22 protein-coding genes and 1 pseudogene are annotated in these 25,900 nt (G+C 62.0%); 16 read left to right on the top strand and 7 right to left on the bottom strand.

Annotated elements, in window-relative coordinates; translation table 11 throughout:
* Positions 1–394: 394 nt before the first annotated feature.
* Both AC4PR2_RS10175 and AC4PR2_RS10180 read left to right on the top strand, forming a co-directional pair.
* Positions 395–1,836: pseudogene (locus tag AC4PR2_RS10175) on the top strand (sugar porter family MFS transporter).
* A 32-nt stretch (positions 1,837–1,868) separates the two neighbouring features.
* Positions 1,869–2,705, top strand: coding sequence for a TIM barrel protein (locus AC4PR2_RS10180; RefSeq protein WP_213873543.1), 837 nt, complete (start codon positions 1,869–1,871; stop codon positions 2,703–2,705).
* Between the two features lie 35 nt (positions 2,706–2,740).
* Here the strand turns inward: AC4PR2_RS10180 and fetB are convergent, their stop codons facing one another.
* From fetB to AC4PR2_RS10205, 5 genes are all read right to left on the bottom strand, one after another.
* The gene (gene fetB, locus AC4PR2_RS10185) at positions 2,741–3,514 is read right to left on the bottom strand and encodes an iron efflux ABC transporter permease subunit FetB (RefSeq protein ID WP_193158473.1); all 774 of its coding nucleotides are present in this window, start codon (positions 3,512–3,514) and stop codon (positions 2,741–2,743) included.
* The gene (gene fetA, locus AC4PR2_RS10190) at positions 3,501–4,178 is read right to left on the bottom strand and encodes an iron efflux ABC transporter ATP-binding subunit FetA (RefSeq protein ID WP_047729658.1); all 678 of its coding nucleotides are present in this window, start codon (positions 4,176–4,178) and stop codon (positions 3,501–3,503) included. The genes fetB and fetA overlap by 14 nt, the downstream gene beginning before the upstream one ends.
* Before the next feature lie 190 nt (positions 4,179–4,368).
* Complete coding sequence (locus AC4PR2_RS10195; RefSeq protein WP_100396774.1) at positions 4,369–4,656, bottom strand: FaeA/PapI family transcriptional regulator; 288 nt, start codon at positions 4,654–4,656, stop codon at positions 4,369–4,371.
* A 38-nt stretch (positions 4,657–4,694) separates the two neighbouring features.
* On the bottom strand, positions 4,695–5,801 hold the full coding sequence (locus AC4PR2_RS10200) for an FKBP-type peptidyl-prolyl cis-trans isomerase N-terminal domain-containing protein (protein ID WP_172906352.1): 1,107 nt from the start codon (positions 5,799–5,801) through the stop codon (positions 4,695–4,697).
* Positions 5,802–5,830: 29 nt separating this feature from the next.
* A complete protein-coding gene (locus AC4PR2_RS10205; RefSeq protein WP_038871468.1) occupies positions 5,831–6,244 on the bottom strand; it encodes a YuaE family lipoprotein in 414 nt (137 codons plus the stop codon).
* 757 nt (positions 6,245–7,001) lie between these two features.
* Here AC4PR2_RS10205 and AC4PR2_RS10210 point away from each other — a divergent pair.
* From AC4PR2_RS10210 to pdxR, 9 genes are all read left to right on the top strand, one after another.
* Positions 7,002–7,532 carry a fimbrial protein gene (locus AC4PR2_RS10210; protein ID WP_038871472.1) on the top strand — a complete coding sequence of 177 codons (531 nt, stop codon included), beginning with the start codon at positions 7,002–7,004 and terminating at the stop codon, positions 7,530–7,532.
* Positions 7,533–7,623: 91 nt separating this feature from the next.
* Positions 7,624–8,175, top strand: coding sequence for a fimbrial protein (locus AC4PR2_RS10215; protein ID WP_492175083.1), 552 nt, complete (start codon positions 7,624–7,626; stop codon positions 8,173–8,175).
* Between the two features lie 86 nt (positions 8,176–8,261).
* On the top strand, positions 8,262–10,748 hold the full coding sequence (locus AC4PR2_RS10220; RefSeq protein WP_084827083.1) for a fimbria/pilus outer membrane usher protein: 2,487 nt from the start codon (positions 8,262–8,264) through the stop codon (positions 10,746–10,748).
* Positions 10,749–10,772: 24 nt separating this feature from the next.
* Positions 10,773–11,519 carry a fimbrial biogenesis chaperone gene (locus tag AC4PR2_RS10225; protein ID WP_070913855.1) on the top strand — a complete coding sequence of 249 codons (747 nt, stop codon included), beginning with the start codon at positions 10,773–10,775 and terminating at the stop codon, positions 11,517–11,519.
* 11 nt (positions 11,520–11,530) lie between these two features.
* Positions 11,531–12,142 carry a fimbrial protein gene (locus tag AC4PR2_RS10230; RefSeq protein ID WP_047729654.1) on the top strand — a complete coding sequence of 204 codons (612 nt, stop codon included), beginning with the start codon at positions 11,531–11,533 and terminating at the stop codon, positions 12,140–12,142.
* Between the two features lie 14 nt (positions 12,143–12,156).
* Positions 12,157–13,161: a fimbrial protein gene (locus tag AC4PR2_RS10235; RefSeq protein WP_142110654.1), complete on the top strand. Its 1,005-nt coding sequence runs from the start codon at positions 12,157–12,159 to the stop codon at positions 13,159–13,161.
* Between the two features lie 17 nt (positions 13,162–13,178).
* A complete protein-coding gene (locus AC4PR2_RS10240; RefSeq protein ID WP_038871490.1) occupies positions 13,179–13,718 on the top strand; it encodes a fimbrial protein in 540 nt (179 codons plus the stop codon).
* 108 nt (positions 13,719–13,826) lie between these two features.
* Positions 13,827–14,450 (top strand): helix-turn-helix transcriptional regulator, encoded by a 624-nt coding sequence (locus AC4PR2_RS10245; RefSeq protein WP_193158475.1) that lies wholly within the window; start codon positions 13,827–13,829, stop codon positions 14,448–14,450.
* Between the two features lie 79 nt (positions 14,451–14,529).
* On the top strand, positions 14,530–16,023 hold the full coding sequence (gene pdxR / locus AC4PR2_RS10250) for a MocR-like pyridoxine biosynthesis transcription factor PdxR (protein ID WP_087762452.1): 1,494 nt from the start codon (positions 14,530–14,532) through the stop codon (positions 16,021–16,023).
* On the opposite strand, the gene AC4PR2_RS10255 is transcribed toward pdxR, so the two are convergent.
* On the bottom strand, positions 16,020–16,859 hold the full coding sequence (locus AC4PR2_RS10255; RefSeq protein WP_087762451.1) for a DMT family transporter: 840 nt from the start codon (positions 16,857–16,859) through the stop codon (positions 16,020–16,022). The two genes, pdxR and AC4PR2_RS10255, sit on opposite strands and share 4 nt — an antisense overlap.
* A gap of 372 nt (positions 16,860–17,231) precedes the next feature.
* Here AC4PR2_RS10255 and AC4PR2_RS10260 point away from each other — a divergent pair, with 372 nt between their 5' ends.
* The 4 genes from AC4PR2_RS10260 (at position 17,232) to AC4PR2_RS10275 (ending at position 24,112) form a co-directional block, all read left to right on the top strand.
* Positions 17,232–18,482 carry an SrfA family protein gene (locus AC4PR2_RS10260; protein ID WP_193158476.1) on the top strand — a complete coding sequence of 417 codons (1,251 nt, stop codon included), beginning with the start codon at positions 17,232–17,234 and terminating at the stop codon, positions 18,480–18,482.
* Positions 18,482–21,427, top strand: coding sequence for a virulence factor SrfB (locus AC4PR2_RS10265; protein WP_197803767.1), 2,946 nt, complete (start codon positions 18,482–18,484; stop codon positions 21,425–21,427). The genes AC4PR2_RS10260 and AC4PR2_RS10265 overlap by 1 nt, the downstream gene beginning before the upstream one ends.
* Positions 21,424–23,604, top strand: coding sequence for a virulence factor SrfC family protein (locus AC4PR2_RS10270; RefSeq protein ID WP_330113127.1), 2,181 nt, complete (start codon positions 21,424–21,426; stop codon positions 23,602–23,604). Before AC4PR2_RS10265 ends, AC4PR2_RS10270 begins: the two co-directional genes overlap by 4 nt.
* Positions 23,605–23,698: 94 nt before the next feature.
* A complete protein-coding gene (locus tag AC4PR2_RS10275) occupies positions 23,699–24,112 on the top strand; it encodes a VOC family protein (RefSeq protein ID WP_197803716.1) in 414 nt (137 codons plus the stop codon).
* Here the strand turns inward: AC4PR2_RS10275 and AC4PR2_RS10280 are convergent.
* Complete coding sequence (locus AC4PR2_RS10280; protein ID WP_070913860.1) at positions 24,109–24,792, bottom strand: Crp/Fnr family transcriptional regulator; 684 nt, start codon at positions 24,790–24,792, stop codon at positions 24,109–24,111. The genes AC4PR2_RS10275 and AC4PR2_RS10280 overlap by 4 nt on opposite strands.
* A gap of 161 nt (positions 24,793–24,953) precedes the next feature.
* Between AC4PR2_RS10280 and AC4PR2_RS10285 the strand changes: the two genes are divergently transcribed.
* Positions 24,954–25,895, top strand: coding sequence for a nucleoside hydrolase (locus AC4PR2_RS10285; RefSeq protein ID WP_070913861.1), 942 nt, complete (start codon positions 24,954–24,956; stop codon positions 25,893–25,895).
* The last annotated feature ends 5 nt before the right edge of the window (positions 25,896–25,900 follow it).

The following is a 25,900-nucleotide window of genomic DNA, read 5'->3' on the forward strand; positions in this document are numbered from 1 at the left end:
AATTTATTTTTAGTGCGTGAGGTCGCAATTTTGCGGTGTCGATCCGGTTGGCGCTTTCATTACCGTGCCAGGGAAAGCGCAACGGCGGAGAAGAAATCCGGGGTAATGCACACTGACTTTGCTACAGAAAACCCGCGCTATGCCTGCCCTGTCGTCGTTACCGCCAGCCCCCGTTCGCCCAAGATGCCCGAATCGCTCGCGACGGTTTTTTTTGAACTGGATCTAAAAATCAATATTCCATTATTCACTAATTATGAAATAAATGTTCTTGTTTGTTCCAGCATTTATCGACGACATCGCCTTGATGACAGGCACGGTTCACACCCTTCCGCTCGCCCTCTTCCCGACACCCCAACCGTGCGGACGGAAGCCAGGATAAAAATCGGAGCAACACATGTCATATCAGCGTAAGCACAATACCGGCTACATATTGCGAATTTGCGGCATCGCCGCCCTGGGCGGCATTCTGTTCGGCTACGATACCGCCGTGATCTCCGGCGCGATCGAAGCGTTAAAAACCTATTTCAGTCTCAGCCCGGCCGAAACCGGTTGGGCGTCTCCAACGTGGTGATCGGCTGCGTGGTCGGCGCCTTCGCCGCCGGGCCGCTGGCGGCGCGCTGGGGCCGTAAAAAGGCGCTGATGCTGGCGGCGCTGCTATTCACCGTGTCCGCCGTCGGCGCGGCCTTGGCCCCGACCTTCACCTGGTTCGTCATCTACCGCATCATCGGCGGGCTGGCGGTCGGCATTGCCGCCACCGTGTCGCCGATGTACATGTCGGAAGTGTCGCCAAAAGACATGCGCGGGCGCGCGCTCAGCATGCAGCAGTTCGCCATCGTCTTCGGTCAGATCGTGATTTTCTACGTCAACTTCAAAATCGCCAGCCTCGCCAGCGAAGCCTGGCTGGTGGAAATGGGCTGGCGCTGGATGTTCGCCTCGGGCGTAATCCCCTGCATTCTGTTCTGCATCCTGGTGTTCGTCATTCCTGAATCCCCGCGCTGGAACGTAATGATGGGGCGCGACGATCAGGCGCTGGCGATGTTGACCAAGGTCTCCAACGCCGCCCACGCGCAGAATCTGCTGAAAGAAATCAAAGACTCGCTGCAGCAGGATCAACAGCAGCAGCACCGGAAGCTGAACTACGGCGATGTGCGGGTACGTTTCATCCTGTTCGTCGGCTGCATGATCGCCATGTTGCAGCAGGTGACCGGCGTCAACGTAATGATGTATTACGCGCCGGTGGTGCTGAAAACCGTGACCGAAAACGCGCAGGAAGCGCTGTTTCAGACCATCTGGATCGGCGTGCTGCAGCTGGTCGGTTCGGTCATCGGCGCCATGCTGATGGATCGCATGGGCCGCATTCCCTTGATGCGTTATGGCACGCTGGGCGCCATCGCCGGCCTGCTGCTCACCTCGTACGCGCTCTACACCCAGGCCACCGGCTATTTCGCGCTGTTCGGCATGCTGTTCTTCATGGTGTTTTATGCGCTGTCCTGGGGCGTCGGCGCCTGGGTGCTGGTGTCGGAAATCTTCCCGAACCGCATGCGCGCGCAGGGGATGAGCATCGCCGTCGGCTGCATGTGGGTCGCCAACTTCGCGGTGTCGCAGTCGTTCCCGATGATCAACGACCACCCGTATCTGTTCTCGCATTTCCACGGCGCCTTCCCGATGTGGATCTTCGCCGCCTGCTGCCTGTTCAGCTACTGGTTCATCGGCCGCTACATTCCGGAAACCAAAGGCGTCTCGCTGGAAAAAATGGAGCAGGTGGTGCTGGCCAAACGCCACCGTCACCCCCTGCCCGACGGCAAGCCGCTGCCGCTGGAAAACGGCAAATCCTGATCTCTCAACCCTGACCGCTGGAGTAATGCCTCATGACACTTGCGCTGGACCGCTTCTGCATTAACCGCAAGATCGCGCCGAATCTCGATCTGGACAGTTTTTTCCGCCTGGTGAAACGCTGCGGGCTCAGCAAAGTTGAGCTACGCAACGACATGCCCAGCGGCAAGGTAACTGACGATCTGAGCGACGCGCAGCTCAACGCGCTCGCCGCGCAATACGGCATCGAGATCGTCACGATCAACGCCCTTGGCATGTTCAATCGGGTAGACGACCCGGCGGCGCTGCTGCAGCGCGCCGAAGCGTTGCTGGCGCAGGCGCAGGCCATCCACAGCCGGGCGCTGGTGCTGTGCCCGCACTGCAGCGCCGATGACAAGCGCAGCGAGCAGCAAAAACGCGACGACACCCTCGCGGCATTGCGGTTGCTGGCGCCGCTGTTTGCGCGCTATGGAGTGCAGGGGTACGTCGAGCCACTGGGCTTCGGCATCAGTTCGCTGCGATCGTCGCTGCTGACTCAGGCGCTCATCCGCGATTCGGGCGCGCCGTACCGCATCGTGCTCGATACTTTCCACCACTACCTGAGCGATGTGACGCAGGCCGACTTCGATGCGCAAATCCAGGTGGCGCAGATCGGCCTGGTGCATCTGTCCGGCGTGGAAGACGGGCGGGATAAAGGTGCGCTGAGCGACGAAGAGCGCATCATGCTAAGCGCAGGTGATCGGCTGGAGAGCCGCCGCCAGGTGCAGAACCTGGAACGCCTGGGCTACACCGGCGTCTATGCCTTCGAGCCCTTCTCTTCGCAGCTGGACAGCTGGAGCGAGGCGGATATCGAACGGGAAATCCGCCACAGCATTGCCCTGCTGCAAGGGTAAAAAAACGGCCTCCGCGGAGGCCGTTTTTCATGGCGTTACTTCAGGTTGCCGACCACCAGCTGGTGGCGCTCGTTGTAAAACTTACGGTAGGCCAGATAGCAGGCGATGATGGTCGACAGGCTGGCGGTAGACAGCAGCATGAAGGTCACCATAATCTGGTATTTGATCGCTTTCACCGGGTCGATGCCGGCGAAGATCAGCCCGGACATCATGCCCGGCAGGCTAACCAGCCCAACGGTTTTCGCCGAGTCCACGGTCGGGATCAGCGAAGCGCGGATGCTGTCGCGGATCAGCGTCGCCGAAGCGAACTTGGGCGTCGCCCCCAGGCTGAGCATCTCCTGAATCTTCTGCTGTTCGCTTTTGAAACGCTGGCCGAGGTTGGTGTAGCACAGCCCCACCGCCACCATGGCGTTACCGGCGATCATCCCGGAGATGGGGATCACCTGCATCGGCGTAAATTCGATGGAACCGGTCAAGACCAGCACCGCCAGCGTCAGCACCGCGCCGGTGGTGATGGCGATAAACGACGTCACGAACGCGTGTTCGACGTACTTGCTGCGTTTCTTGGCGTTGTAGGCCGCGTTAAAGCAGATGAACAGCACCATCAACACGGTAAGCACCGCGTTATCCAGGTCGAAAATATACTTCAGCACATAGCCGACGATGATCAGCTGCACCACCGCGCGGCAGATGCTCCAGATAATGTCCTTTTCCAGCGCCAGCTTTTCCCGGTGGCTGATCAGGATGGCGACCACCACCAGGATCATCGACAAGCCTAAGGATTCGTTGGTGATGTTATGCTGATTCATGCTGTTGCTCCTGTTGCTCGGCGCCGTGCGCGCGCAGGGTGATCACCTCATCCGCATGCGCTATCTCTTCGGTATCGTGCGTCACCCACAGCACCGCCAGCCGGTGCTCCGCCACCAGCTGATGCACTATCTCATTGACGTTGCGTTTGTTTTCCTCGTCCAGCGCGCTGGTGATCTCATCGAGCAGCAGCACCCGGGGCATAAACTGCAGGTTGCGGATCAGGGACACGCGCTGCTTCTCTCCGCCGGACAGCTCATTGATGCTTTTGGTCAGCATCGCCTCCGGCAGCCCGAAACGCGTCAGGTCGGCCTTCATTTTTCGTTCATCCGGCGACTGCTGACGGATCTGGTAGGGCAGCGCCAGATTGTCATAAACCGTATTGCCGAACAGCGCCGGCGTCTGGAAGCAGTAAGAAACCTGCTTGCGATACGCCTCCGGCGACATCTCGGCGATCGCCTGGCCGTCGAAATAGAGGCTCCCGCGGGTCGGATCCATTAAGGAAGAGATGATTTTCAGCAGCGTGCTTTTCCCGCAGCCGGAAGGCCCGGTGATCAGTTTGAACTCGCCCTCACCCAGCGTGAAAGAGACAGAGTCCAGGATCACCTGGTTGTCTATTTGATAATGAATATCATCCAATCTCAGTATGTCTTTCTTTTCCTTCATTACGATGCCGGCTCCCTACACCTGTTCCCGTCTGAGCGATAAGTATATGGCCGCAAAAAACATCTTAGCAATGCCTGCGCGGATGGCAGAGAGCGGAAAGGAGGATTGGCGGAGCAAAACGCCCCGCCAAATGATAAGATTAATTAATGATTAGCTGTAGAGATAGTCAAAAGCGACCGCCAGGGTCGAATCACTCTTTTTTTAGCGCTGCCTGTTCGTCGCCGCTGTACCAGCGTAGAGAATTGTTGATGCTGCGGTGGGTGCAGTGGACCTTGCCCTCCTTTTCCAGCGCCAGCAGCAGGGTTCGGGTGGTATAAATGTTTTCACCGCATTTATCCGCCAGCTCGCGCGTCTTCGGCCACTGCTCCGGCGGGGGATGGTGGCCCCCTGACCCTTCGACACGCTCTCTGCACAATCCTTGCAACACATTCAGCATCAGCGATTTTCTGCTTTCAAACGTTTTCGGCGCCTTGGCCATAGCATTCCTCCTGAGTGGTTACTGCTGAGCTCCCCCGCTCACGGCTGCACGTCAGCGATGCGCAGGGTATAAATCATGGTGGCGTCCGGGGGGATTGCCGGCGGGCTGCCCTGCTTGCCGTACGCCAGCGCCGGCGGCACCACCAGCGTGATCGAGCCGTGGCGCTGCAGCTTCTCGATAGCGGCGCGAAACAGCGGCGGATAGCGCGTCAACGGCTGCGAGATCACCGTCCCTGCCAACTCCATATCTTTGACCACCCGGCCGTCGACCAGGCTTTCGCGCACCACGATATCCACCCGATCGTCGGCGCCAATCGCCCCATTGCCGGCATAGTCCACCCGGTAGTAGAAACCGAGCGCATCCTGCTTGACGCCCTCCTGACGGGCGAAATCGGCCAGATAGGCTTTGTCGTCCCGCGGTGGCGGTGGCGCCTGTGTCTGCTGCAACCGCTGCTGCGCCGTGCGCAACGCGCTGTCGATGGCGGCCTCATCCAGCCGCAACCGCCCGGCCAGGGTATCGGCGATGCCGGCCAGCAGCAGCCGGCTGTCCGCCTCCAGCCCCGCGCGCCGGTTCTCCTGCTGCAAATGCACAATGTCGCGCCCCAGAGACACGCCGGCGGCATACGCCTGTTGGTCCGCCTCGCTGGCCAGCAAGGGCGGTTCGGTGGCCTGCTGCCGCTCGGCCAGCAAGGTGTCGATCCGCTGCTGCTGCTGCGCCAACTGCGCCGCCAACCTTGCGCTGCGCTGTTCGGCCTGCGTGAGCGAAGCGGCCAGTGCGCCCACCTCAGGCACCGGCGCAACGGCTTGCCGCAATCCCTTCAGGGCATCGGCCAGCGGCCGAATGTCGACGACGGCCCGCTCCCGTTTCGGCGCCGCCGCGGCCTGAGCCGCCGCTAACTGCCGCTCCAACTGACGAATTTTCTCCGCCTGCTGTTGCAAAGACTGCTTCAGTGAAGTTAAACGAACGCCGTCTGCCCCGGCGATGGCAGCCGATTTGGCGGCCGGTGCGGGTGCCGGTTTACGCGCGGCGTCTTCCCCGAGCGCGGCCGGCGGCGCCTGCCGTTGTTCAGCGAACTTCAACAGGGCGGGAATGCCGTCGTCGGCGGCGCAAGCGGCCCCGTTCGCCGCCAACAGCAAAAAGCCCATCGCCCATCCTTGCGCGCATCGCTTCATGGCTACAGATTCTCAACCCGGCTGGACAGATCGGACATCAGCTCATGCTCGACGTCGGCGCAGAATTTCTCGGTTTTATATTGATAAAGAGCATCAATCGCTTTACGGGTACTCTCATCCACGTTGCCGCGCACCCCGGCATATCCCGAGGCGTTGGAAAGCAGGCCGTTAAAATAGGCAATGCGCTTTTGGTAACTTTGCGGATTAATATTCTTTAACGAATTAACCCGTTGTTGGCAAAGCGCGATGCGTTGTTCATCGGATTTATCATTAGGATTGTTCTGTGAAAGTTTTTTCACAGAATTCAGTTTTGTCTTGCTACCGTCCGCACAGCCAGATAGCACCATAAAAGACAGCAAAAATATAGCCAATCCCACCTTGCGGCGTCCGCCGCAAGCATTAATCATCGTTATCATTCCGTTTATAATCCTTTAATTGTCACTTAGGTCATCATTATGTGGCGAACGGCAGCGGCACATGCCTTAATTTGATTAATCAAAAGGTGTTAGACAGCGAAAAATCCCTATGCCGCAATGCGATAGAATAATTCACTACCGGTGTAATTGTTATTCAATTGTTAATTAATCAGATCTAAACGCAGCTTAAACGCGAATAAGAAACCCAATCACTCGCGAACAGAAAACCACGAAACAACAATAAAAACAATGAATTATGTTTTATATTTTGTTTCTAAAGGGAAATGCATCATCTGCTGCCTAAGGGTGATATTAGCAAAACAATATTGTGAATTGTAGGTGCACCCCTATTTCCCCCGATCTAATATCTCGCATATCGTTATTTATATAGTGATTTATACTGGATAATATTTGTATACGATCTATTGATTTTAAAGCAAATATATTTCTTTTTCCTTTTGGTTTTATATTCTGAATTTGACTTAATTTAATAAAATCTATTTCCAAGCAATACTATTATTTGCAAGAATATTCCCAGCAACACGCCACACATAAAACTCGTATTTTATTTACCAGAAAATCCATTGTCGATTTTCCAAATCTCGTTATTTCTCATAAATAACGGATGTTGGCGTATTGCCCAGAGCAAAAGGATCTGGCTCCAACCGCACGGCCGGCGACATGGCGTTGCCGCCGCTGCGGGGGATTTAGATGTGCTGTTCTTTTTATTTAAAAACTCTCTACAGGAACCTGAGAAATGAAACTGAATAAATTAATGCTGGCAACCGTGATTGCTTTCGCTTCCGCATCTGTTGCTCATGCCGCATCTAATCAGGGCAGCGGTAAAGTCACCTTTACCGGCGAAATTATCGATGCGCCATGCAGCGTCGCGCCGGAATCCGTTGATCAGACCGTGCCAATGGGCCAGATCAGCAGCCGCATCCTGGCCAACCAGGGTAAATCCAGCATGCAGCCTTTCAACATCGAACTGAAAGATTGCTCCATCTCCACCATGAAAAACGTCAAAGTGACCTTTACCGGCACGCCTGATCCGATCAACAGCAAATTGCTGGCTCTGAGCGGCACCGCAACCGGCGCCGGCATCGTGATCTACGACAACCTGCACTCCAAAGAAGTGGAACTGGGCACCGCGACCGACGGCCAGGGCCTGAACGACGGCGACAACTCGCTGAAATTCGCCGCTTACCTGCAGGGCAGCAGCGCCTCAAGCACCGTGGTACCGGGCGACTTCACCAGCGTGGCGAACTTCACCCTGGCTTACCTGTAATACCCCACAGGGGATGTCTCAGGGCATCCCCCGCTTTATTGCATGCCGAGGATACCGGCAAGGGAACAGGGAAAGACAGGGAGACGCCAGTATGACTATCCGCCTTTGCGGCCTGTTGCTCATCGCGCTCAGCGCTGGCAACGCGGCGGCGGCAGCGAAAAATCAGGGCCACGGCAAAGTCAGCCTGGGCGGCACCATCGTCGAAACGCCGTGCGGCATCGCCAGCGACAGCCTGGATCAAACCGTCGATTTCGGGCTGATCTCCATGAGCGACGCCTCGCAGGACGGGCAGTCGGTGCTGATCGGCAGCCGCCGCCATTTCACGATCAAACTGGTGAACTGCGAGCTGGCCAGCCAGGTGAAGCCTGACTTCATCTATCGCGCGGCCAACGTCACGTTCGACGGCACCGCCGACAGCCGGGATCCTTCTCTGCTGGGCGTTTACGGCGAGGCGAAGGGGGTGGCTATCGAGCTGTTGACCGATGCCGGCACCCCGATCCCGCTCGGCAGCACGACGGCGGATTTCCAGATTGTCGCCGGCGACAACACGCTGCGCTTCGGCGCGCAGTTGCGCCTGCATCCCGACAAGGCGCGGGCGGGCGGCTTCAGCTCTCTGGCCAAATTCACCCTGTCTTATCTCTAGCGCCGGCGGGCGCTGCACAGCATTACGTATTCAGGTCGTACGGATGACCTGCTATTGGGCGCGGACTTGCCATGAGTGATTATGCTATGACGTCATTACTGACACGGAAACACCTACCTCTCCTCGTCATTCTATCTTTCCTCTGGGTGCGTCCGGCATTTTCCGCCACGGAGTTCAATACCGACGTTCTGGACATCGGCGAGCGCAGCAAAGTGGATCTTTCGCGTTTCTCCGATGCCGACTACGTCATGCCCGGCGCTTATTTGCTGGACATCAAGATCAACCAGAAAACGCTGCCCCAGCGCAGCATTCAGTATTTCCCGTCGCCGGATAACAAAAGTGGCAGCCAGGTGTGCCTGCCGCCTGACCTGGTGGAAAAAATGGCGCTGAAAGAAGAAGCGGCCAAAAAAGTCACCCTGTGGCACGACAACCAGTGCGCCGACATTCGCGGTATCAAAGGCGCGACCGTCTCCGATCGCATCGGCGGCGGCGTGCTGGCGATCACCATCCCACAGGCGTGGATGAAATACTCCGATCCCGACTGGACGCCGCCCGAGCAGTGGGACGACGGCATTCCCGGCCTGCTGCTGGATTACAACATCAGCGGCCAGCTAGGCAAGCAGAGCCACAACAACAACACTGCCCAGAACCTGAGCAGCTACGGCACCTTGGGCGCCAACCTGGGCGCCTGGCGCCTGCGCGCGGACTTCCAGTCCAATTACAATCAGCAGGCCGGCGATCGCAGCACCGGTTTCGACTGGAACCAGATCTACGCCTATCGCGCGCTGCCGATGCAGGCCGCCAAGCTGACGCTGGGCGAGATCTACCTCGACTCCGGGGTGTTCGACGCCTATCGCTTCACCGGCCTCAACCTGGCCAGCGACGAGCGCATGCTGCCGCCCAACCTGCAGGGCTACGCGCCGGAAGTGCGCGGCATCGCCAAGAGCAACGCCAAGATCACCGTCTCGCAGGAAGGCCGCACGCTGTACGAAACCACCGTGCCCGCCGGGCCGTTCGCCATTCAGGATCTCAACAGCTCGGTGCGCGGCAAGCTGGACGTCAAGGTGGAAGAGCAAGACGGCACCGTCTCAACCTTCCAGGTGGATACCGCCACCATTCCGTACCTGACCCGACCGGGCTACGTGCGCTACAACGTGGCGCTGGGCAAAACCTCGGCCTACGACCACCGCACCCAGGGGCCGCTGTTTTCCGCCAGCGACTTCTCCTGGGGCCTGAGTAACGCCTGGTCGCTGTACGGCGGCGCGCTGCTCGGCGGCGACTATAACGCCTGGGCGCTCGGCCTCGGCCGCGATCTGAACGTGTTCGGCGCCATGTCGCTGGACGTCACCCAGTCGATCGCCCGCCTGCCCGGCGAACCGACCGCCAGCGGCATGTCGTTCAAGCTCAACTACGCCAAACGCTTCGACGAGCTGAACAGCCAGATCACCTTCGCCGGCTACCGCTTCTCACAGCGCAAGTTCATGAACATGTCGCAGTACCTGCAGGAGCGTTACGGCGATTACGACAAGAATTACAACGGCCGTCAGAAAGAGCTGTACACCATCACCGCCAGCAAAACCTTTATGGCGGAAGACAGCGCCAAGGCGATCACCGCCTACCTGACCTACTCGCACCAGACCTATTGGGATGCGCGAACTCAGGATCGTTACGGGCTGTCGGCCAGCAAGCTGTTCAGCGTCGGCGATATCAGCAACATCACCGCCTCGCTGTCGGCTTACCGCACCTATTACCAGGGCCGCACCGACGACAGCGTGATGCTCAACTTCACCGTGCCGATCGGCGATCGCCGGCGTGTCGGTTATGCGCTGCAAACCAACAATGGCGATGTCACGCAGACCGCGTCGTACAACGACTACAGCGATCCGGACAATACCTGGCAGGTCAGCGGCGGCTTTAATCAGTCCGGCAAATCGCTGGCGCGCGGGTACTACACCCATAACGCTTCGTTCGGCTCGCTGAACGCCAGCGCCTCTTACCAGCAGGACAGCTACTCGTCGATCGGCGGCTCGTTCCGCGGCGGCCTCACCGCCACCCGGCACGGTATCGCGGCGCACCAGAACTCGAGCAACGGCGGCAGCCGCATGATGCTCGACACCGACGGCATCGCCGGCGTGCCGATCAACAACGGCCGCGCCTACAGCAACCGTTTCGGGCTGGCGGTGATTTCCGACATCACCAGCTACTACAACACCGACACTCGCATCGACGTCAACAAGCTGGCGGACGACGTTGAGGCCACTCGCGCCGTGGTGCAAGGCACGCTGACCGAAGGCGCGATCGGCTACCGCCACTTCGAGGTGGTGAAAGGCAGCAAGCTGCTGGCCACCATTCGCCTTGCGGACGGCAGCGAACCGCCGTTCGGCGCCGCAGTGCTGAGCGAGAAAGGCCGCGAGGTCGCGGTGGTCAACGACGGCGGTTCGGTCTACCTGACCGGCGTGCAGCCGGAGGAAAAACTGGACGTCGCCTGGGAAGGCCAACGCCGCTGCCGCATCGTGATCCCGGGCGCCGCCAAGCCGCTGGACCAGCTGCTGCTGCCGTGCGCCACCCTGTAATCCGTAACGCTGAGAAATAATGACATGAACAAACACCCGATAACGCTACTGACCGCCGCCGGCCTGGCCCTGAGCGCCGTACTGCCCACCGCCGACGCGGCGATATCGCTGGATCGCACGCGCGCCGTCTATGTGAGCGACGCCAAATCGATCAGCCTGAATATCGTCAACGAAAACAAAGAGCTGCCTTTCCTAGCGCAGTCCTGGCTGGAGAACGAGCAGCACCAGAAAATCACCTCGCCGCTGGTGGTGCTGCCGCCGTTGCAGCGCGTGGAGCCGAGCGAACGCAGCGTAGTGCGCATCACCAAGACGCCGGAGGCGGATCGCCTGCCGCAGGATCGCGAGTCGGTGTTCTACTTCAACCTGCGCGAAATTCCGCCGAAAAGCACCAAAACCAACGTGATGCAGCTGGCGCTGCAAACGCAGATCAAACTGTTCTACCGGCCGAAGGCCATCGTCGCGCCCAAGGGCCAGGTGTGGCAGGAAAAGCTGGTGTTCCGTAAAAGCGGCGGCGCCATCACCGTCGACAACCCGACGCCGTTTTACATCACCCTGACCGGCATGACGCGGCAGACGCAAAAACAGGGCGGCGGCGCGATCGGCGGTTTTCAGCCGCTGATGCTGAAGCCGAAATCCAGCGAAAGCCTCAAGCTGCACGACACCGGCATGAACAGCTTCGTCATCACCTACATCAACGACTACGGCGGCCACCCCGAACTGCGCTTCGCCTGCAACGGCAACGTTTGCACCGCCGTGCCCGAGAAAAAATAAGGAGGTCCAGCATGGCTGAATTCACCGATCGACTGCGCCCGCTGCTGCTCGGCGCACTGCTGTGCGGCGGCAGCGCGCTGGCGGCAACGCCGCTGGGCGTGATCGAAGGCACCACCGGCACCGTCAGCTTTCACGGCGGCCTGCTCAGCTCCCCCTGCAGCCTGACGCCGGACAGCCGGGATCAGTCCGTCGATCTGGGCGACGTCAGCGCACGCGACTTCCGCAACGCCGGCGATCGCAGCGCGCCGGTGCGTTTTCGCCTCTCGTTCCGCAACTGCCTGCTGGGCGCGCGCGCGTTGGCGGATAACCCGGCCGGCCCGCGCAACGGCGACGCCGGCCGCCTCTATCTGCAGGGAGAGCAGGCCGCGACGCTGGTGTTTCTCGGCGAAAGCGACGTCGACAACCCGTCGCTGCTGAAGTTGAACGGCGGCGTGCAGGGCATCGGCCTGCGGCTGCAAGACCAGCAGGGCCAGGCGCTGGAGCTGAATCAGCGCAGCCGCCCCTACATTCTGCAACCCGGCAGCAACACCCTGTGGTTCAGCGCCAGCGTGGAGTCCACCCAGCGGGCGGTGATGGCCGCCGGGTTCGCCGCCGTGGCGCACATTCAGGTGATTTACCTGTGAGGCTCGAGAACGCGATGAAAACTCAACTGACCAAACTCTGCCTGCCGCTGGCGATCGCCCTGGCGGCCCCTGCCGCCTGGGCCAACGGCTACGTCACGCCGGACGGCGGGCCGAAACAGTTCTATATCGATCTGAATGAAACCAACATCACTAACCAGGTGGGGTTCACCAAACTGTTTCCCTATGACCTGGGCGGAACCTATACCGGCAAGGTGTATTGCGATACCCCTATCCCCACCAGCCCGCACTTTTACAAGTCGGATTCGGCGTTGCCCCCCTCCGACTATGGTAACGGCTATTTAAAACTGAATGACTTTCTGGATTTAAAGGCCGAGGTGTGGATTGCCGGCAACAAGAACGCCTACGTCACCGTGCCTTTTTACAACGAATCGAATTTGCTGAGCCAACACCGCTGCCAGCCGCCGTACTTACAGGTCAACAACTACGGCAGCGGTTCCAAAGGCAAGATCACCTTCCGGGTGCGCAAAAAGATCATTAACGGCGTTGAGATTAACGATCGGCAGATCATCGAGATGTACGGCCGCCTCGGCTCGACCGACGGCGGCTTCGGCCCCAACCCGATGGCACAGGTGTTCATCCAGTCCGCGATCCTCTACGTGCCGGATAAATGCGTGGTGAACGAAGGCCAGTTGATCAACGTGGAGTTCGGCGAGATCGGCGGCAGCGATCTCAACGGCTCGAACTACCCGCAAAGCATTCCGGTGCGCTTCCAGTGCGAGGGTGGCAGCTTCGAGGACGGTACGCTGAACATCAAGCTGGCGGTGTCGGGCACGGCGGCCGCCTTCAGCAACGAGGTGTTCAAAACCGACAAGAACGATCTCGGCATCCGGCTGACGCACAACGGCCAGCTGGTTATCCCGAATGAGTTTTACCCGGTGCCGAATATCGGCAACGGCGGCTCCTGGAATCTGGTGGCGGCACCGTTCGCTAACGGCGGCGCAGAGATCGGCGAAGGGGAATTCAACGCATCGGCCACCATCGTGGCGGCATTCCAGTAACCGAGGGAGGAACGAAAATGCGTCTACGCGCTTTAGCGCTGCTGAGCTGCGTGCCCTGGTGGTTTACCGCCATGCCGGCGACGGCGAACACCGAGCTTATCGGCGCGCCGGTGCAGTTCCACGGCACCGTGGTGAGCCGCCCATGCAATATCGAACCGCAGTCCGCCGATCAACTGGTGGAGATGGGCACGGTGATCGTCAAAACCCTGTACCGCTACGGCCACACCACGCCGGTGCCGTTCAGCATCAAACTGACCGACTGCAAGACCACGGTGTTCAAATCCGTCAGCGTGACCTTCAGCGGCACCGAAGACGGAGAGCTGCCGGGCAAGCTGGCGATCAACAACGGCGCGAACGGCGCCGCCATCGCCCTGTTCGATCATCAGGGTGCAGATATCGATCTGAATAAGGCCACCAGCGCCGTCGCGCTGCAAAACGGCCCCAACAGCCTGAACTTCACCGCCTATGTACAGGGGCGGCCGAGTGCGATTCAGAACCAAAGCATTACCGAAGGCGAATTCACGTCCGTCGCCAATTTTGTGCTGGCGTACCAATAAGCCCGCACCGCCCCAGGGAAATCAGGAAAACGACCGGCGCGCGAACGCCGGCGATTGGCCGTCACCGTTCGCTCCGGCGCGGTGACGCGGCCTTTTAAGGAGCCACCCATGCCAGATATTCGCTTCACGCTGTTCGACAGCGATAACTTCTACCAGCAGGGGCTGCGTCTGCTGCTGCAGGACTATCTGCACTCCCTGAACGAATGCCAGCGCCGGTATCCGCAGTTCTCACCGCTGGCGCTGCAGGCGTTGGATAACATCGAAATCGTGTTCCGTACGCCGGAAGAGCGCTGGGGCTGCGCCTGCTGTTATCAGAGCCCCTACGGCATCCCGCGCCAGCGGCAGCTGACCCTGCTGATCCTCGACGACACGACCCAGCAACAGGTGAAAAACCTGCCGCCGCTGTTCAGCATCCATCGGCGCGATTCGGCCTACGCCATCCGCCTCAAGCTGCAAATGGCGTTGGAAAAATTCATCCAGCATCCGTGGATGGCGGTGCATGTCGCCGGCATGTGGAAATGCCAGGCCTGCCGCATCGCCGCGCTCAGCCACTGCGAGAAAAAGGTGCTGGGATTGATGAGCAGCGGCATGTCCGCCTGCAGCATCGCCGGCCTGCTGCAGCGCAGCCAGAAAACCATCAGCGCCCACAAGCGTTCGGCGATGCGCAAGCTGAACGTGCGCAAAAACAGCGAGTTGAATAAGGTGCTGCTGAATCAGCGGGGGCTTGGCTGAGCAACAACAGGCTCGCGAGTGACGCCATAGTGGTTTACTCTGAATGCTCATTTTTGCCCTATCAAGCGAGCCGGAATACATGCCCAGAACAGCCAAAGTCGTTGACGTCCCCGCCATCGGCGAGCTCGATCGCCTGGCGGGCCAGCTTAGCCACCAGCTGGCGCAGGCCCTGCGCCAGGCCATCCATCGGGGCGATCTGAAAGCGGGCGATCTGCTGCCCTCGACGCGCCGGCTGTCGGCGGCGCTGAATCTGGCACGCGGCACGGTCTTGGAAGCATTCGCTCAGCTAACGGCGGAAGGCTTTCTCGAACCGCAGCCCGGCTCCGGCACCCGGGTCGCTCACTATCAGGCGCCGCGCCGCACGCCGCACGCCATCGTGCAGGCGAGCTCGGCGGTAGCGGTGCCGCTTTCTTCACAGGCGCAGCATCTGGCGCGCTTCGCCGCCCAGGCACGGGCGCTGCCGCCGGTGCCGTTCACCGTCTCGGTGCCGATCGGTGATACCGCGCCCGACGATGTCTGGCGGCGGCTCGGCAACCGCATCCGGGCGCGCGGCCCCGGCGCCCCGTCGGGCTACGGCGATCCGCTGGGCGCGTTGCCGCTGCGCGAAGCCATCTGCGACTATGTGCGCCGTTCCCGCTCGGTAAACTGCACACCGCAGCAAATCCTCATCACCTCCGGCACGCAACAAGGGCTCTATTTGGCCGCCCAGATCCTGCTGGACGCCGGCGACAGCGCCTGGGTCGAAGATCCCGCCTACGCCGGTATTACCGCCATTTTCGACAGCCTGTTTCGCGATCGGCACATGATTAGGGTGCCCGTCGCCGACGACGGCATCGACGTTGCCGCCGGCGTGCGTCTGGCCGCCGACGCCCGCGCCGCCTTTGTCACGCCGTCGCATCAATATCCGCTGGGCATGCCGATGAGCATGGCGAAAAGAAGCGCCCTGCTGGCCTGGGCCAAAGAGCGGCAGGCCTGGATCGTGGAAGACGACTACGACAGCGAGATGCGCTACGCCGGTCACCCGTTCCCTTCGCTGCAGGGACTGGCGCCCGAACGGACGCTCTATCTCGGCACCTTCAGCAAGGTGCTGTTCCCTTCGCTGCGGCTGGGTTACGCCATCGTGCCACCGCCGCTGGTCGACGCCTTTTGCGGCGCCAGGATCCTGATGGATCGCCATCCACCCAGCGCGGATCAACACGTGCTGGCCGCCTTTATCGCCGAAGGGTATCTCGACCGCCATATCCGTAAAATGCGCGGCGTCTACGCCGAGAAACGCCGGGTGCTGATCGAGGCGATCAACACGCATATCCCCGCGGAGCTGGCGGTCGTGCAGCCCTGCGATCAGGGCATGCACATGGTGCTGTGGCTGAGGAAAGATCTCGATGACGTGCGGGTCGCCCAATGCGCCAACGAAGCCGGATTGGCGCTGCGGGCGGTGTCGCCGATGTATGCGCCCGGCCACGGCGAGCCGGGTCTGGTGCTGGGATTGGGCGGTTACGCCGACCGCCAGGTGCAACAGGCGGTGGAACGGCTCGGACAGGTGATCCTGGCCTGCGCCGGCAGCGGCGCCTAGCGGGAAAAACGTTTGGCGCCGAACACGCAAACCACCACGCCAGCCATCACGGCGATCATCATCGGCTGGACGGTCTCATGCAGCAGCCAGCCCGCCAGCGCCAGGCCGAAGAACGGCTGCAGCAGCTGCAACTGTCCGACGGCGGCGATGCCGCCCTGCGCCAGGCCGCGATACCAGAAAATAAACCCAATCCACATGCTGAACACCGAGACGTAAACCAGCGACAGCCAGGCGGCGCCGCTGATCGCAGGCCAACCGGCCGGTGCCGCCAGCCAGGTGGCCGCCAGCGTCAACGGCAATGCCACCACCAGCGCCCAGGAGATCACCTGCCAGCCGCCGATCCGGCGCGACAGCACCGCCCCTTCGGCATAGCCCAGGCCGCACAGCAACACCGCCCCGACCATCAGCGCATCCCCTTGCCAGGCACCGCCGCTCCCCTGGCTCAACGCGAAAGCACCCACCAGCACGGCGCCGACGCCTGAAAAAGCCCAAAAAGCGGGCTTGGGCCGTTCTCCGCCGCGCAAAACGCCAAAACCGGCGGTCGCCAGCGGCAGCAGGCCGATGTACACCAGCGAATGCGCCGACGTGGTGTGCTGCAGCGCCAGCGCCGTCAGCAGCGGAAAACCGATGACCACGCCGAGCGCCACAAACAACAGCGGCGGCAAATCGGCCCGCGTCGGCCGCGCCTGCCGGGTGATCAGCAACGCACACAGGGCCAGCAAGGCGGCGATCGCCGCCCTGACCGCCGTCAGAAACAGTGGATCGAGCTCCAGCACCGCCACCCGCGTGGCGGGCAGCGAGCCGCTGAAGATCATCATGCCGAGGAAGCCGTTCATCCAGCCCTGAGCCGAATGCCCGGCGGCGGGATGAGCAGGGGGAACAACGAGAGTTTTTTCAGACTGACTGTCCGTCATGTGAACGCTCCGCACGCCTGAGGCATACCGAAATCGGCAACCCGCGAGGCGATGTCATATTGAAAGAGAACATCGTTCCCCGGCGTCGCTTGCCGGGGCCAGGTTCTATTTTTCAGATAAAGCGGTTCACAGACAGGTCCAGATAGCGAGATTTTCACTGTGCCGGTTAGCAAAGCGCGCCGCTAACGTCAAAGAAGGGCGTTTTTCGGGCTGTCCTTGGCCGTTTGGCGGCTCTGCCTGCGGGGTATCATGGACTTTTATGCGTTTTTGCAGAACAGGACAAGGTGCGGTGCCGTGGTGAAACCCTTCTTACGCAGTGGCAGTTTGGATGATGTGCTGGCTTTAGGCGAAAACGGGCAACCGGTCTACGCCTGCGCGCAGCAGCTGCGGGAAACCCTGCGTCTTCGCCGGCAGCAGCAGGCCGCCGACTGTCTGGCGATCCCCCAGCCGAACGAAAGCGGCACCCGCATCGACTGGTATGCGCCCTTCCCCGGCAAGGTCACCTCCTGGCTGGCGGCGAGCGACGCCCAGCGCGCGCAGGCGGTGCGCCACCTGGAACACTGCCTGACGACCTTCCGCAGCCTGACGGAACAGGCCCAGGCGACCGATCACCCCAGCCATCGCCTGTTCGGCGCGCTGCTGGCCAAAGCGATGCACATGCCCGATCCCAACCACGTTTATCTGGTGGACGACCGGCCGGTGCTGACCTTCTGGGGCTTTATCAAGCCGCAGGCGCAGAGCCCGGACGATCCGTTGGCCTGCCTGCGCCCGATCGAAGCAGAGGTGAAAGTCGAAGTGGAAAAACCGGCGCCGATCGCCGCCGCACCGCGTAAACCGGCCGTTGTCGAACCGGTAAAACCGGCCCCGGCCGCCGAGCCCGAACCGGCGCCCGCCCCGGCAGCGCCTATCGAACCCCCTGCCGCCGTTCGCCCGCGCCGGCGCTACGCTCTCTGGCTCTTGCCCATACTGCTGCTAGGCAGTGCGGCGCTGGCCGCCTGGCTGCACCGCTCGCCGCCGCCGCAACCGGCGATGCCGGCGGAGGTCCAGCATCCGGCCCCGCAGGAAAAAGCCGCCGCGCCGTTGCCCAAGCTGCGCTTGCCGCTGGCGCACGCGACGCTGTTGCCGCCGCCACCGGCGCCGGTCATCCCGCAGCCGGCGGACAAAAATGCGCTGGTGCTGCCGCCCGAGGCGGTGAAGGCCGGCTCCACCCGTTTCCTTAACGGCAAATGGCGCGCCACGGTGGCGCTGAAAGACCCGATCACCGGCAAACGCCCCGGCCTGCAATACCGTCTGAACGGCGGCAAAGGCAACGCCATCATCGCCTACGGCGACGGCGTCAGCTGCCGGGTGGCGGTCGAAGCCGGGCTGATGCAGTCCGGCAATCTGGTGATCAACAGCCGCACCAAGGCGCGCTGCAGCGACGGCAGCCGCTACCAGATCCCGGAGATCGTTTGCCGCCAGGGCGAAACCGGCGCGGCGGAGTGCACCGGCCGCTACGATGCGGACACCACCTATCCCATGACGTTCAAGCGCGAGAGTAAATGATGCTGGCACCCCTTACGGACTACAAACACGGCATTACGCTGATTCAGGACAGCGGCATTCAGTTTCTGGACTTTGCCCTGACGCCTCTGCTGGACGCCGAGTTTCCCGGCAAATTCGTGCGCAAGACCGCCAGCGGCCCGCTGCTGCGCCTGCAATGGGAGGCCGAGAGCGGCAAATACCAGCTGCCGGCCGTGGGCGACCAGGCCGCCGAAGTGGTGCGGCCGGAGTTCAGCTATCCGCTGCAGCAGTCGCTGCGCCTGCTGGATAAGCTCTGGCTGCCGCTGCCCTTCTTGCGCCACACCCCGGCAGGCCTGTTTTTGTCGGGCCCGGACAACTGGGCGCGCCTGCAGGTGGTGCAGCTGGATGAACCGGATCAGGACGGCAACCTGCTGCGCGTGGTGCTGGCCTTCGACACCCGCGCCGCCGCGCCCGGCCAGGAGACGCTGGCGCCGGGCGAAAGCGATCTCGGCACCGGGCTCAACTTCGCGCTGGCGCACCGCAACCACGAACTGGGCGAGTTTCTCGATCTGACCTGGGTAGACGGCTGGCTGCGCGAAGCGTTCAGCCAGCGCGCCGCCGAGCGGGAGCAGCGTGCCGAAGTGGAGATCAACGCCGGGCTGAAAACCTTCGAGTATCAGGCGCACTACCTCAATCTGCTGCACATGCTCGGCCATCAGCTGGCGGTACCGCAGATAAAGATGGTGGCGGCGACGTTGCAGCAACCGGCGATCGACGTCGATCTGGTGCTGGACGTCGGCAACTCGCACACCTGCGGCGTGCTGGTCGAAGACCACCCGGAAGAGAGCAACGGCCTGAAGCAAACCTACGAGCTGCAGCTGCGTTCGCTGTCCGAACCGCATCGCGTCTACAACGAACTGTTCGAGAGCCGGGTGGAGTTTTCTCAGGCCAGCTTCGGCAAGCCGCATCTGTCGTTCCAGAGCGGGCGCGACGACGCCTTCCAGTGGCCCTCCATCACCCGCGTCGGCCGCGAAGCCGCGCAGCTGGCGCAGCGGCGAACGGGCCATGAAGGCACTACCGGCATTTCCAGCCCGCGCCGCTACCTGTGGGACGAGGAGCGCTATGCGCCCGGCTGGCGCTTCAACGAGCGGCACGAGCCGATGGCCGCCGCCGCGCCGTTGACCACCCTCATCAACGACGAAGGCGCGCCGCTGTCCGCCCTGCCGACGGCGCAACGGCTGCCAGTGTTCGCCGCCCATTACAGCCGCAGCGCGGTGATGACGCTGATGCTGAGCGAGCTGCTGGCGCAGGCGCTGATGCAGATCAACAGCATCGCCCAGCGCAGCCGCATGCCGAACGCCGCCGCGCCGCGCCGTTTGCGCGCCATCATTCTGACGCTGCCTTCGGCCATGCCGAAGCCGGAGCGCGAGATCTTCCGCCGCCGCATGCAGGAAGCGATCGGGCTGGTGTGGAAGTCCCTCGGCTGGCACCCGCAGGATGCGCCGTTCGACGGCGCGCACGTCCGCTTCCCGGTGCCTCAGGTGCAGATGGAGTGGGACGAGGCCACCTGCGGCCAGATGGTCTATCTGTACAATGAAACCCAGGTGAACTTCGCCGGCCGCACCGACGCCTTTTTCGCCGCCATGGCCCGGCCCGACCGGCCGCTGGCGCCGGGTGAGCAGGCGGGAAAAACGCTGCGCATCGCCTCCATCGACATCGGCGGCGGCACCACGGATCTGGCGATCACGCACTATTCGCTCGATGACGGCGTGGGCAACAACATCAAAATCAACCCGCGCCTGCTGTTCCGCGAGGGCTTTAAAGTCGCCGGCGACGATATCCTGCTGGACGCCATCCAGCAGTTTATCCTGCCCGCCGTGCAGCAGGCGTTCGAAGCCGCCGGCGTGAGCGCCGCCCCGGCGTTGATGGACAGGCTGTTCGGCAACGAAGGGCGCATGGACGGGCTTTCTACCCTGCGTCAGCAGGCGGCGCTGCAGATTTTCATGCCCGCCGGACGCGCGCTGCTCGGCGCCTATGAAGAATACGATCCGCTGGACAGCCGGGCGGAAATCGCCGCCAGCCTGGGCGATCTGCTGCCGCAGCCGCCGACGCCGCAGGTGCTGGCGTTTATCAACGGCGAGGTGCAGCGCGAAGCCGACAGCGACGCCTTCGATATTCTGCACACCCCGCTGGTGATCCGCCTGGCCGATCTGCACGCCGCCTTCTTGTCCGATCGCATCGGCATCGGCCGCTGCCTGCGTCTGCTGGCCGAGGTGGTGGCGCTGTATACCTGCGACGTGCTGCTGTTGACCGGCCGCCCGGCGCGTTTCCCCGGCGTGCAGGCGCTGCTGCGCCATCTGCAGCCGCTGCCCGCCAGCCGCATTCTGCCGCTCGAGGGCTACCACACCCGCAGCTGGTACCCGTTCAACAAACGCGGCCGCATCGACAACCCGAAATCCACCGCCGCGGTGGGTGCCATGCTGTGCCTGTTGGCGATCGACCTGCGCCTGGAGAGCTTTTACTTCAACGTCGGCGATTTCCAGCCCTACTCCACCATTCGCCATCTGGGCATGCTGGACGGCAACAACATGCTGGCGGACGATAACGTCTATTACCGCGACATCGATCTGGATCGCGCCGACTTCGCGCTCGACCCCGCCGGCAGCTTCCAGCTGCGCGGCCCGCTGCGCCTGGGCTTCCGCCAACTGGACAACGAACGCTGGCCGGCCTCGCCGCTCTATACGCTGACCATCAATGACGCCCAGCTGGCGCGCAAACTGGCCGGCGATGCGGTGATCACCCTGCGGCTGGCCATTACCGCCAGCGCCGAACAGGGCGCAGAAAGCGTCAAGATCGCGCAGGCGTTGCTGGCCGACGGCAGCCCCGTCCCGGCGCACCACCTGCAACTGAAACTCAATACCCTGGCTGCCAGCGCCTCCGGCGCGACCCACTACTGGATAGACAGCGGGAGCATTTACCCACGATGAAAGCTACCACTACCGCCCAATCGGCCCCGAACCACGCACTCAGCACCGGCATTCTGCAGGCGATCGCCTGGGTGGACGCCGCGCGCCGGCAGTCCACCCGTTTGGAACAGGAGGCGGATCGCCTGACGCTGCGCCTGCGCCGTTGCCATAACCGCGCGCTGCAATTGGCGAATGCGCAACCTGAGCAGGTCGCTATCGGCCTGTACGGCCACAACGCCGCCGCCAAGGCTCACCTGCTGGCGGCGCTGGCCCCCGGCGCAGAAAGGCTGCACGCAGATGCCGCGCTGGCGGTGCGTTACTGCGCCGCCGCGCCGTCGCCGTGCGCCGAGTATCCTCTCGCCCTCGCGCTGCTCGATGAAGCGCAGTGGCTGGCCATCACGCTCGATGCCGCCGCGATGGGCGGCTTCCGGCTGGACTGGGACGCCCGCGCGATCGCCGGCCATCTGCAAGCGTTGGCACGCCACCGCCAAACCGCAGCCCTCGACGGCCTCAGCGACAGCGATGTGCTGACGCTGTGGGATAGCCAACGCCGCCACGGCGACAAGGGGCAACAGACGCTGGACAAGCATTTCTGGCCGCAGGCCGTGGCGCTGGCACCGCAGTTGAGCATCGACGATCGCGCGCGCCTGTTTGCGCCGCTGTGGGGAGAGGAAACAACGCTGACGGCGCGTTATCGCCAGCTGGCACACACGCTGCATGCCCTCGGCGGCAGCCGACAGGTTCATGCTCCGCACCGCGCCTTGCCGCTGCTGGCCGCGAGCGCCGCAGCGGAAAACGCGACGATCGTCGTGATGGCCGAACACGGCGGGGAACGGGAGATCGCGCTGAGCGATCTGACCTGGCTGACCGCCGAAGTCACCACCGTTCTGCCGCAAACGGCGCAGGCGGGCCTGCCCGCCGACGTGGCGCTGATCGACCTGCCCGGCAGCCGCGCTTGCCCGCAGGCGGAACCGACGCAGCGGCTGCAACAGGCGAAACGCGCCCATTTGCTGACCCGCTGCGCAGACGGCCTGCACGCCAACCTGCTGCTGGTAGCCGATGCGGCCGCCACGCCACAGGACGCCGCCCGCATCGGCCAGGCGCTCGCCAACTGGGTCAACCAGACTCAAGGGGAAACCCCGGCGCTGCGCCAGCGCCGCAAACCCGGCCTGATCTGGGCGATCACACCGTTCGATCAACGCGGGGAAGGCAAAGCGCGCCCCGACGACGCCGTACAGCGCCAGGTCGGCGAGCCCGGCGACAGCTGGGCCACGCTGCTGGCGCTGGATGAACAGGACTGCCGCCGCATGGTGAGCTACCTGACCGCCCAGGCGCGCCCGGCCCAGAAGCAAGCGCGCCTGCTCGAACAGCGCGAAGAGTTGCAGCGCGAGCTGACGGAAAGCCTGCTCGGCAACTGGCTCACCGCCGCCGATCCACACGCGGCGCAGCAACGCGGCCAGCAGCTGCTGCGAGCGCTGCAGGCACAGGCCGGCCGCCACGGCGAACTGCTGGAACGGCTGTTGCCGCAGCGCGATACGTTGCGCCAGCTTTATCAGCAACAGCAGCACGCCGCGCCGGCCCCGGCGGCGACGCCAGCGCCATTCGGGCTCGATATCGATCTGTTCGGCGCACCGGAAACCTCGGCGCCCGGCGAGCCCCCCGCGTCATCCTTTGCCGCGCGGGTATTCGCGGATTGGATCAACCATCTGCGCAGCCTGCCGGACAGCCGTCGGTTGCTGGAGCTGCTCGGCGTCGAAAAGCCGCACCTGGAACTGCTGGTCGATGCGCTGATCGGCGCCGCCTGTCGCCTGCGCCTCGATGATGAGCTGGAGAACGCGCTGTGCGCCGGAGGCCTGCCGGAACAGAGCGAAGATCGGCAAATCAGCCAGGCGCTGGCGCTACTGGGGGACTTCGTCGCCTGGCTCGGTTTCCAGCGGCGCGATGCGGCAACGCGCCCCGAGAGCCGCGTCAATCCCGGCCAGCCGATCTTTACCCCACCGCCGCAGCCGGCGGTGGACTGGAGCCGCCAGCAGCGGTTAACCCGGCTGGCGCCGACGCCGACCAAAAACACCGCGTTTTATATCTATGACTGGCTGATCGGCCTGCAAACCCTGCTGGCGGAGAATGCGGCGACGGAGAGCGCACTCGGCGAGGCGCAGCGCGCGGCGTTGGAAGAGATCGTGGCGACTCTGCGCTAAGCGGCGGCTCTGGCTGCAATAGGGGGAGAAAACAGGATAAATCGGGCGTTGCCGATTATGCTGAGGAGTAACGCCGCGATTCTGGGAGAAAATCATGCCCCCTTTCAGCCTGAAGACTATCGACCATGTGGTTCTGCGCGTGTGCGATATGCAGAAAAGCCTGCATTTTTATACCCAGATCGTCGGCTGTGATATCGCCAAACGGCGGCCGGATTTGGGGCTGATGCACCTGCGCGCCGGGGCGGCCATGATTGATCTGGTCGACGTTAACGGCCAGCTTGGAAAAAAAGGCGGCGATGCGCCCGATCCTCACCGGCAAAATGTCGATCACCTCTGCCTGCGCATCGATCCTTTCAACGAAGACGAACTGCTGGCCTATCTGCGATCGCAAGGGATCGCCGTCGATCCCGCTGAAACGCGCTACGGCGCGGAAGGCGACGGGCCGTCGATTTATTTCAGCGATCCGGACGGCAATCGCATCGAGCTTAAGGGGCCGGCGATCGGCTAGATCCTGGCGCTCCCGTTGATGTCGGCCAGCCGTTGGCTATCCACCACCCGCAGCGATTTGTTTTTAAACTGAATAATACCGTCCGCCGCGAGCTGCGCCAGCGCGCGGCTCAGCTGCCTGACGGAGATCCCTAATCTGCCCGCCAGCAACTCCCTGTTTTCGAGCTGAATCTGCAAGCCTTCCTGCTTTATTTTAAATAACAAAAATTTGCGCAACTTATATTCTGCCGTTAAGCCGCCGCTCGCATGCAGCAATGAAGCGTTAAGCAGCTTGTCGCTCAACTGCCGGCACATAAAGGCGAGGAAAACAGGATCGTGCATGGCCCGCTCTTTGATGGCCTCGATAGGCAGCGTGAAGATCAGCGCGTCCGTAACCGCCTGTACGGTGCTGAACACCGCCCGCTGCGCCTGGGAGAACAGCTCCAGATCGCCTATCACGGAGAAATCCGTTTCGAAGGAAAAGACGATGTGCATGCCGTTCACATCGTAATTCTCAACCTGCAATTTTCCCTGCACGAGAAAAAACAGGTGGGTCAACCGATCGCTTTGCGTCACCAGGTATTCACCGGCCTCGACCCTGACCAGGCGCAGGGCGGCCAGCAGCGGGGGCGAAAGCGCCGTTCGCAGATCGTGAGCTTCGATAAACGCTTCTTTCAGCTTGCTGTCACCGACAGTTTTCACGGCGATTCACTCCCAGGGTTTATCCGTTAACGTCTTGCATCCTATCTTTTCGGCTGCGCCCAGAATAGCCGGCGCACTTCAGAACGAAACAGGACATCTGACCTTTTTTGCCTCGGGCCGTCTGGGTATTTTCTCCGCAGACCCCACCCAAGGAGAGTGCCATGCGACATATTTTGATAGATACCGATACCGCCTCCGACGATGCCGTCGCCTTGCTGATGGCGTTGCGCGAGCCTGACGTGAGGGTGGAAGCGATCACCACGGTCGCAGGCAACTGCCCGCTTGAACAATGCGTCAAAAATGCGCTTATCTGCGTCGAAAAAGCGGGAACCTATGCCCCTCCGGTATACGCCGGCATGGCGAAACCGCTGTTCCGCACGCGCTATCACTCGCACCACATTCACGGCGAAGACGGCATGGGCGACATGGCCTTGCCCGACCCGCAGCTGACCGCCGCACCCATTCATGCCGTAGACGCCATCATCGACTGCGCCGCACGGCTCAATGGCGAGCTGGAAATCGTCACCCTCGGGCCGCTGACCAATCTCGCGATGGCGGTGCTAAAAGCGCCCGCGCTGGCCGAACAAGTGAAAAGGGTTTATGTCATGGGCGGTTCCGGGCTGACGCCGGGCAATATTACCCCGCTGGCCGAATTTAACTTCTACGCCGACGCTGAGGCCGCCCATCTGGTGTTGAATGCCGGGCTGCCCCTCACGCTCGTCGGTTGGGAGATCGGGATGGGAGAAGCGTTTATTGGCGAGGACGATATTGAACGATTGCATCATCTCGGCGAACTGGGGCGCTTTGCCGTGCGCTGCAACCGCACGCTGATGGCGTTCAACGCCGGGCGCACAGAGCGTAAAGGCTTTGATTTGCCCGATCCGACCACCATGGCGGTGGCGCTCTACCCGGATATCGTCGAGACCAGTCTGGAGGCGTATTCCTGGGTAGAATATAAAAGTGAAAGGTCTTACGGCCATTACGTCATTGATTCCACCCATCTGACCGGCGAACCGGCCAATGCCCGCGTGATCACCCGCATTAAACCCGGCCTGTTTAAAGAAAAACTGTTTTCGTTGTTATCTCAGCCGTTAATGAAATAAGTGGC

It is taken from the genome of Serratia sp. A07, from assembly GCF_058725505.1.

Bases quoted from the DNA above. Each gene is read 5' to 3' on its own strand.
- AC4PR2_RS10180 (WP_213873543.1), top strand. From the start codon at position 1,869: ATGACACTTGCGCTGGACCGCTTCTGCATTAACCGCAAGATCGCGCCG.
- fetB (WP_193158473.1), bottom strand. From the start codon at position 3,514: ATGAATCAGCATAACATCACCAACGAATCCTTAGGCTTGTCGATGATC.
- fetA (WP_047729658.1), bottom strand. From the start codon at position 4,178: ATGAAGGAAAAGAAAGACATACTGAGATTGGATGATATTCATTATCAA.
- AC4PR2_RS10195 (WP_100396774.1), bottom strand. From the start codon at position 4,656: ATGGCCAAGGCGCCGAAAACGTTTGAAAGCAGAAAATCGCTGATGCTG.
- AC4PR2_RS10200 (WP_172906352.1), bottom strand. From the start codon at position 5,801: ATGGGCTTTTTGCTGTTGGCGGCGAACGGGGCCGCTTGCGCCGCCGAC.
- AC4PR2_RS10205 (WP_038871468.1), bottom strand. From the start codon at position 6,244: ATGATAACGATGATTAATGCTTGCGGCGGACGCCGCAAGGTGGGATTG.
- AC4PR2_RS10210 (WP_038871472.1), top strand. From the start codon at position 7,002: ATGAAACTGAATAAATTAATGCTGGCAACCGTGATTGCTTTCGCTTCC.
- AC4PR2_RS10215 (WP_492175083.1), top strand. From the start codon at position 7,624: ATGACTATCCGCCTTTGCGGCCTGTTGCTCATCGCGCTCAGCGCTGGC.
- AC4PR2_RS10220 (WP_084827083.1), top strand. From the start codon at position 8,262: ATGACGTCATTACTGACACGGAAACACCTACCTCTCCTCGTCATTCTA.
- AC4PR2_RS10225 (WP_070913855.1), top strand. From the start codon at position 10,773: ATGAACAAACACCCGATAACGCTACTGACCGCCGCCGGCCTGGCCCTG.
- AC4PR2_RS10230 (WP_047729654.1), top strand. From the start codon at position 11,531: ATGGCTGAATTCACCGATCGACTGCGCCCGCTGCTGCTCGGCGCACTG.
- AC4PR2_RS10235 (WP_142110654.1), top strand. From the start codon at position 12,157: ATGAAAACTCAACTGACCAAACTCTGCCTGCCGCTGGCGATCGCCCTG.
- AC4PR2_RS10240 (WP_038871490.1), top strand. From the start codon at position 13,179: ATGCGTCTACGCGCTTTAGCGCTGCTGAGCTGCGTGCCCTGGTGGTTT.
- AC4PR2_RS10245 (WP_193158475.1), top strand. From the start codon at position 13,827: ATGCCAGATATTCGCTTCACGCTGTTCGACAGCGATAACTTCTACCAG.
- pdxR (WP_087762452.1), top strand. From the start codon at position 14,530: ATGCCCAGAACAGCCAAAGTCGTTGACGTCCCCGCCATCGGCGAGCTC.
- AC4PR2_RS10255 (WP_087762451.1), bottom strand. From the start codon at position 16,859: ATGAACGGCTTCCTCGGCATGATGATCTTCAGCGGCTCGCTGCCCGCC.
- AC4PR2_RS10265 (WP_197803767.1), top strand. From the start codon at position 18,482: ATGCTGGCACCCCTTACGGACTACAAACACGGCATTACGCTGATTCAG.
- AC4PR2_RS10270 (WP_330113127.1), top strand. From the start codon at position 21,424: ATGAAAGCTACCACTACCGCCCAATCGGCCCCGAACCACGCACTCAGC.
- AC4PR2_RS10275 (WP_197803716.1), top strand. From the start codon at position 23,699: ATGCCCCCTTTCAGCCTGAAGACTATCGACCATGTGGTTCTGCGCGTG.
- AC4PR2_RS10285 (WP_070913861.1), top strand. From the start codon at position 24,954: ATGCGACATATTTTGATAGATACCGATACCGCCTCCGACGATGCCGTC.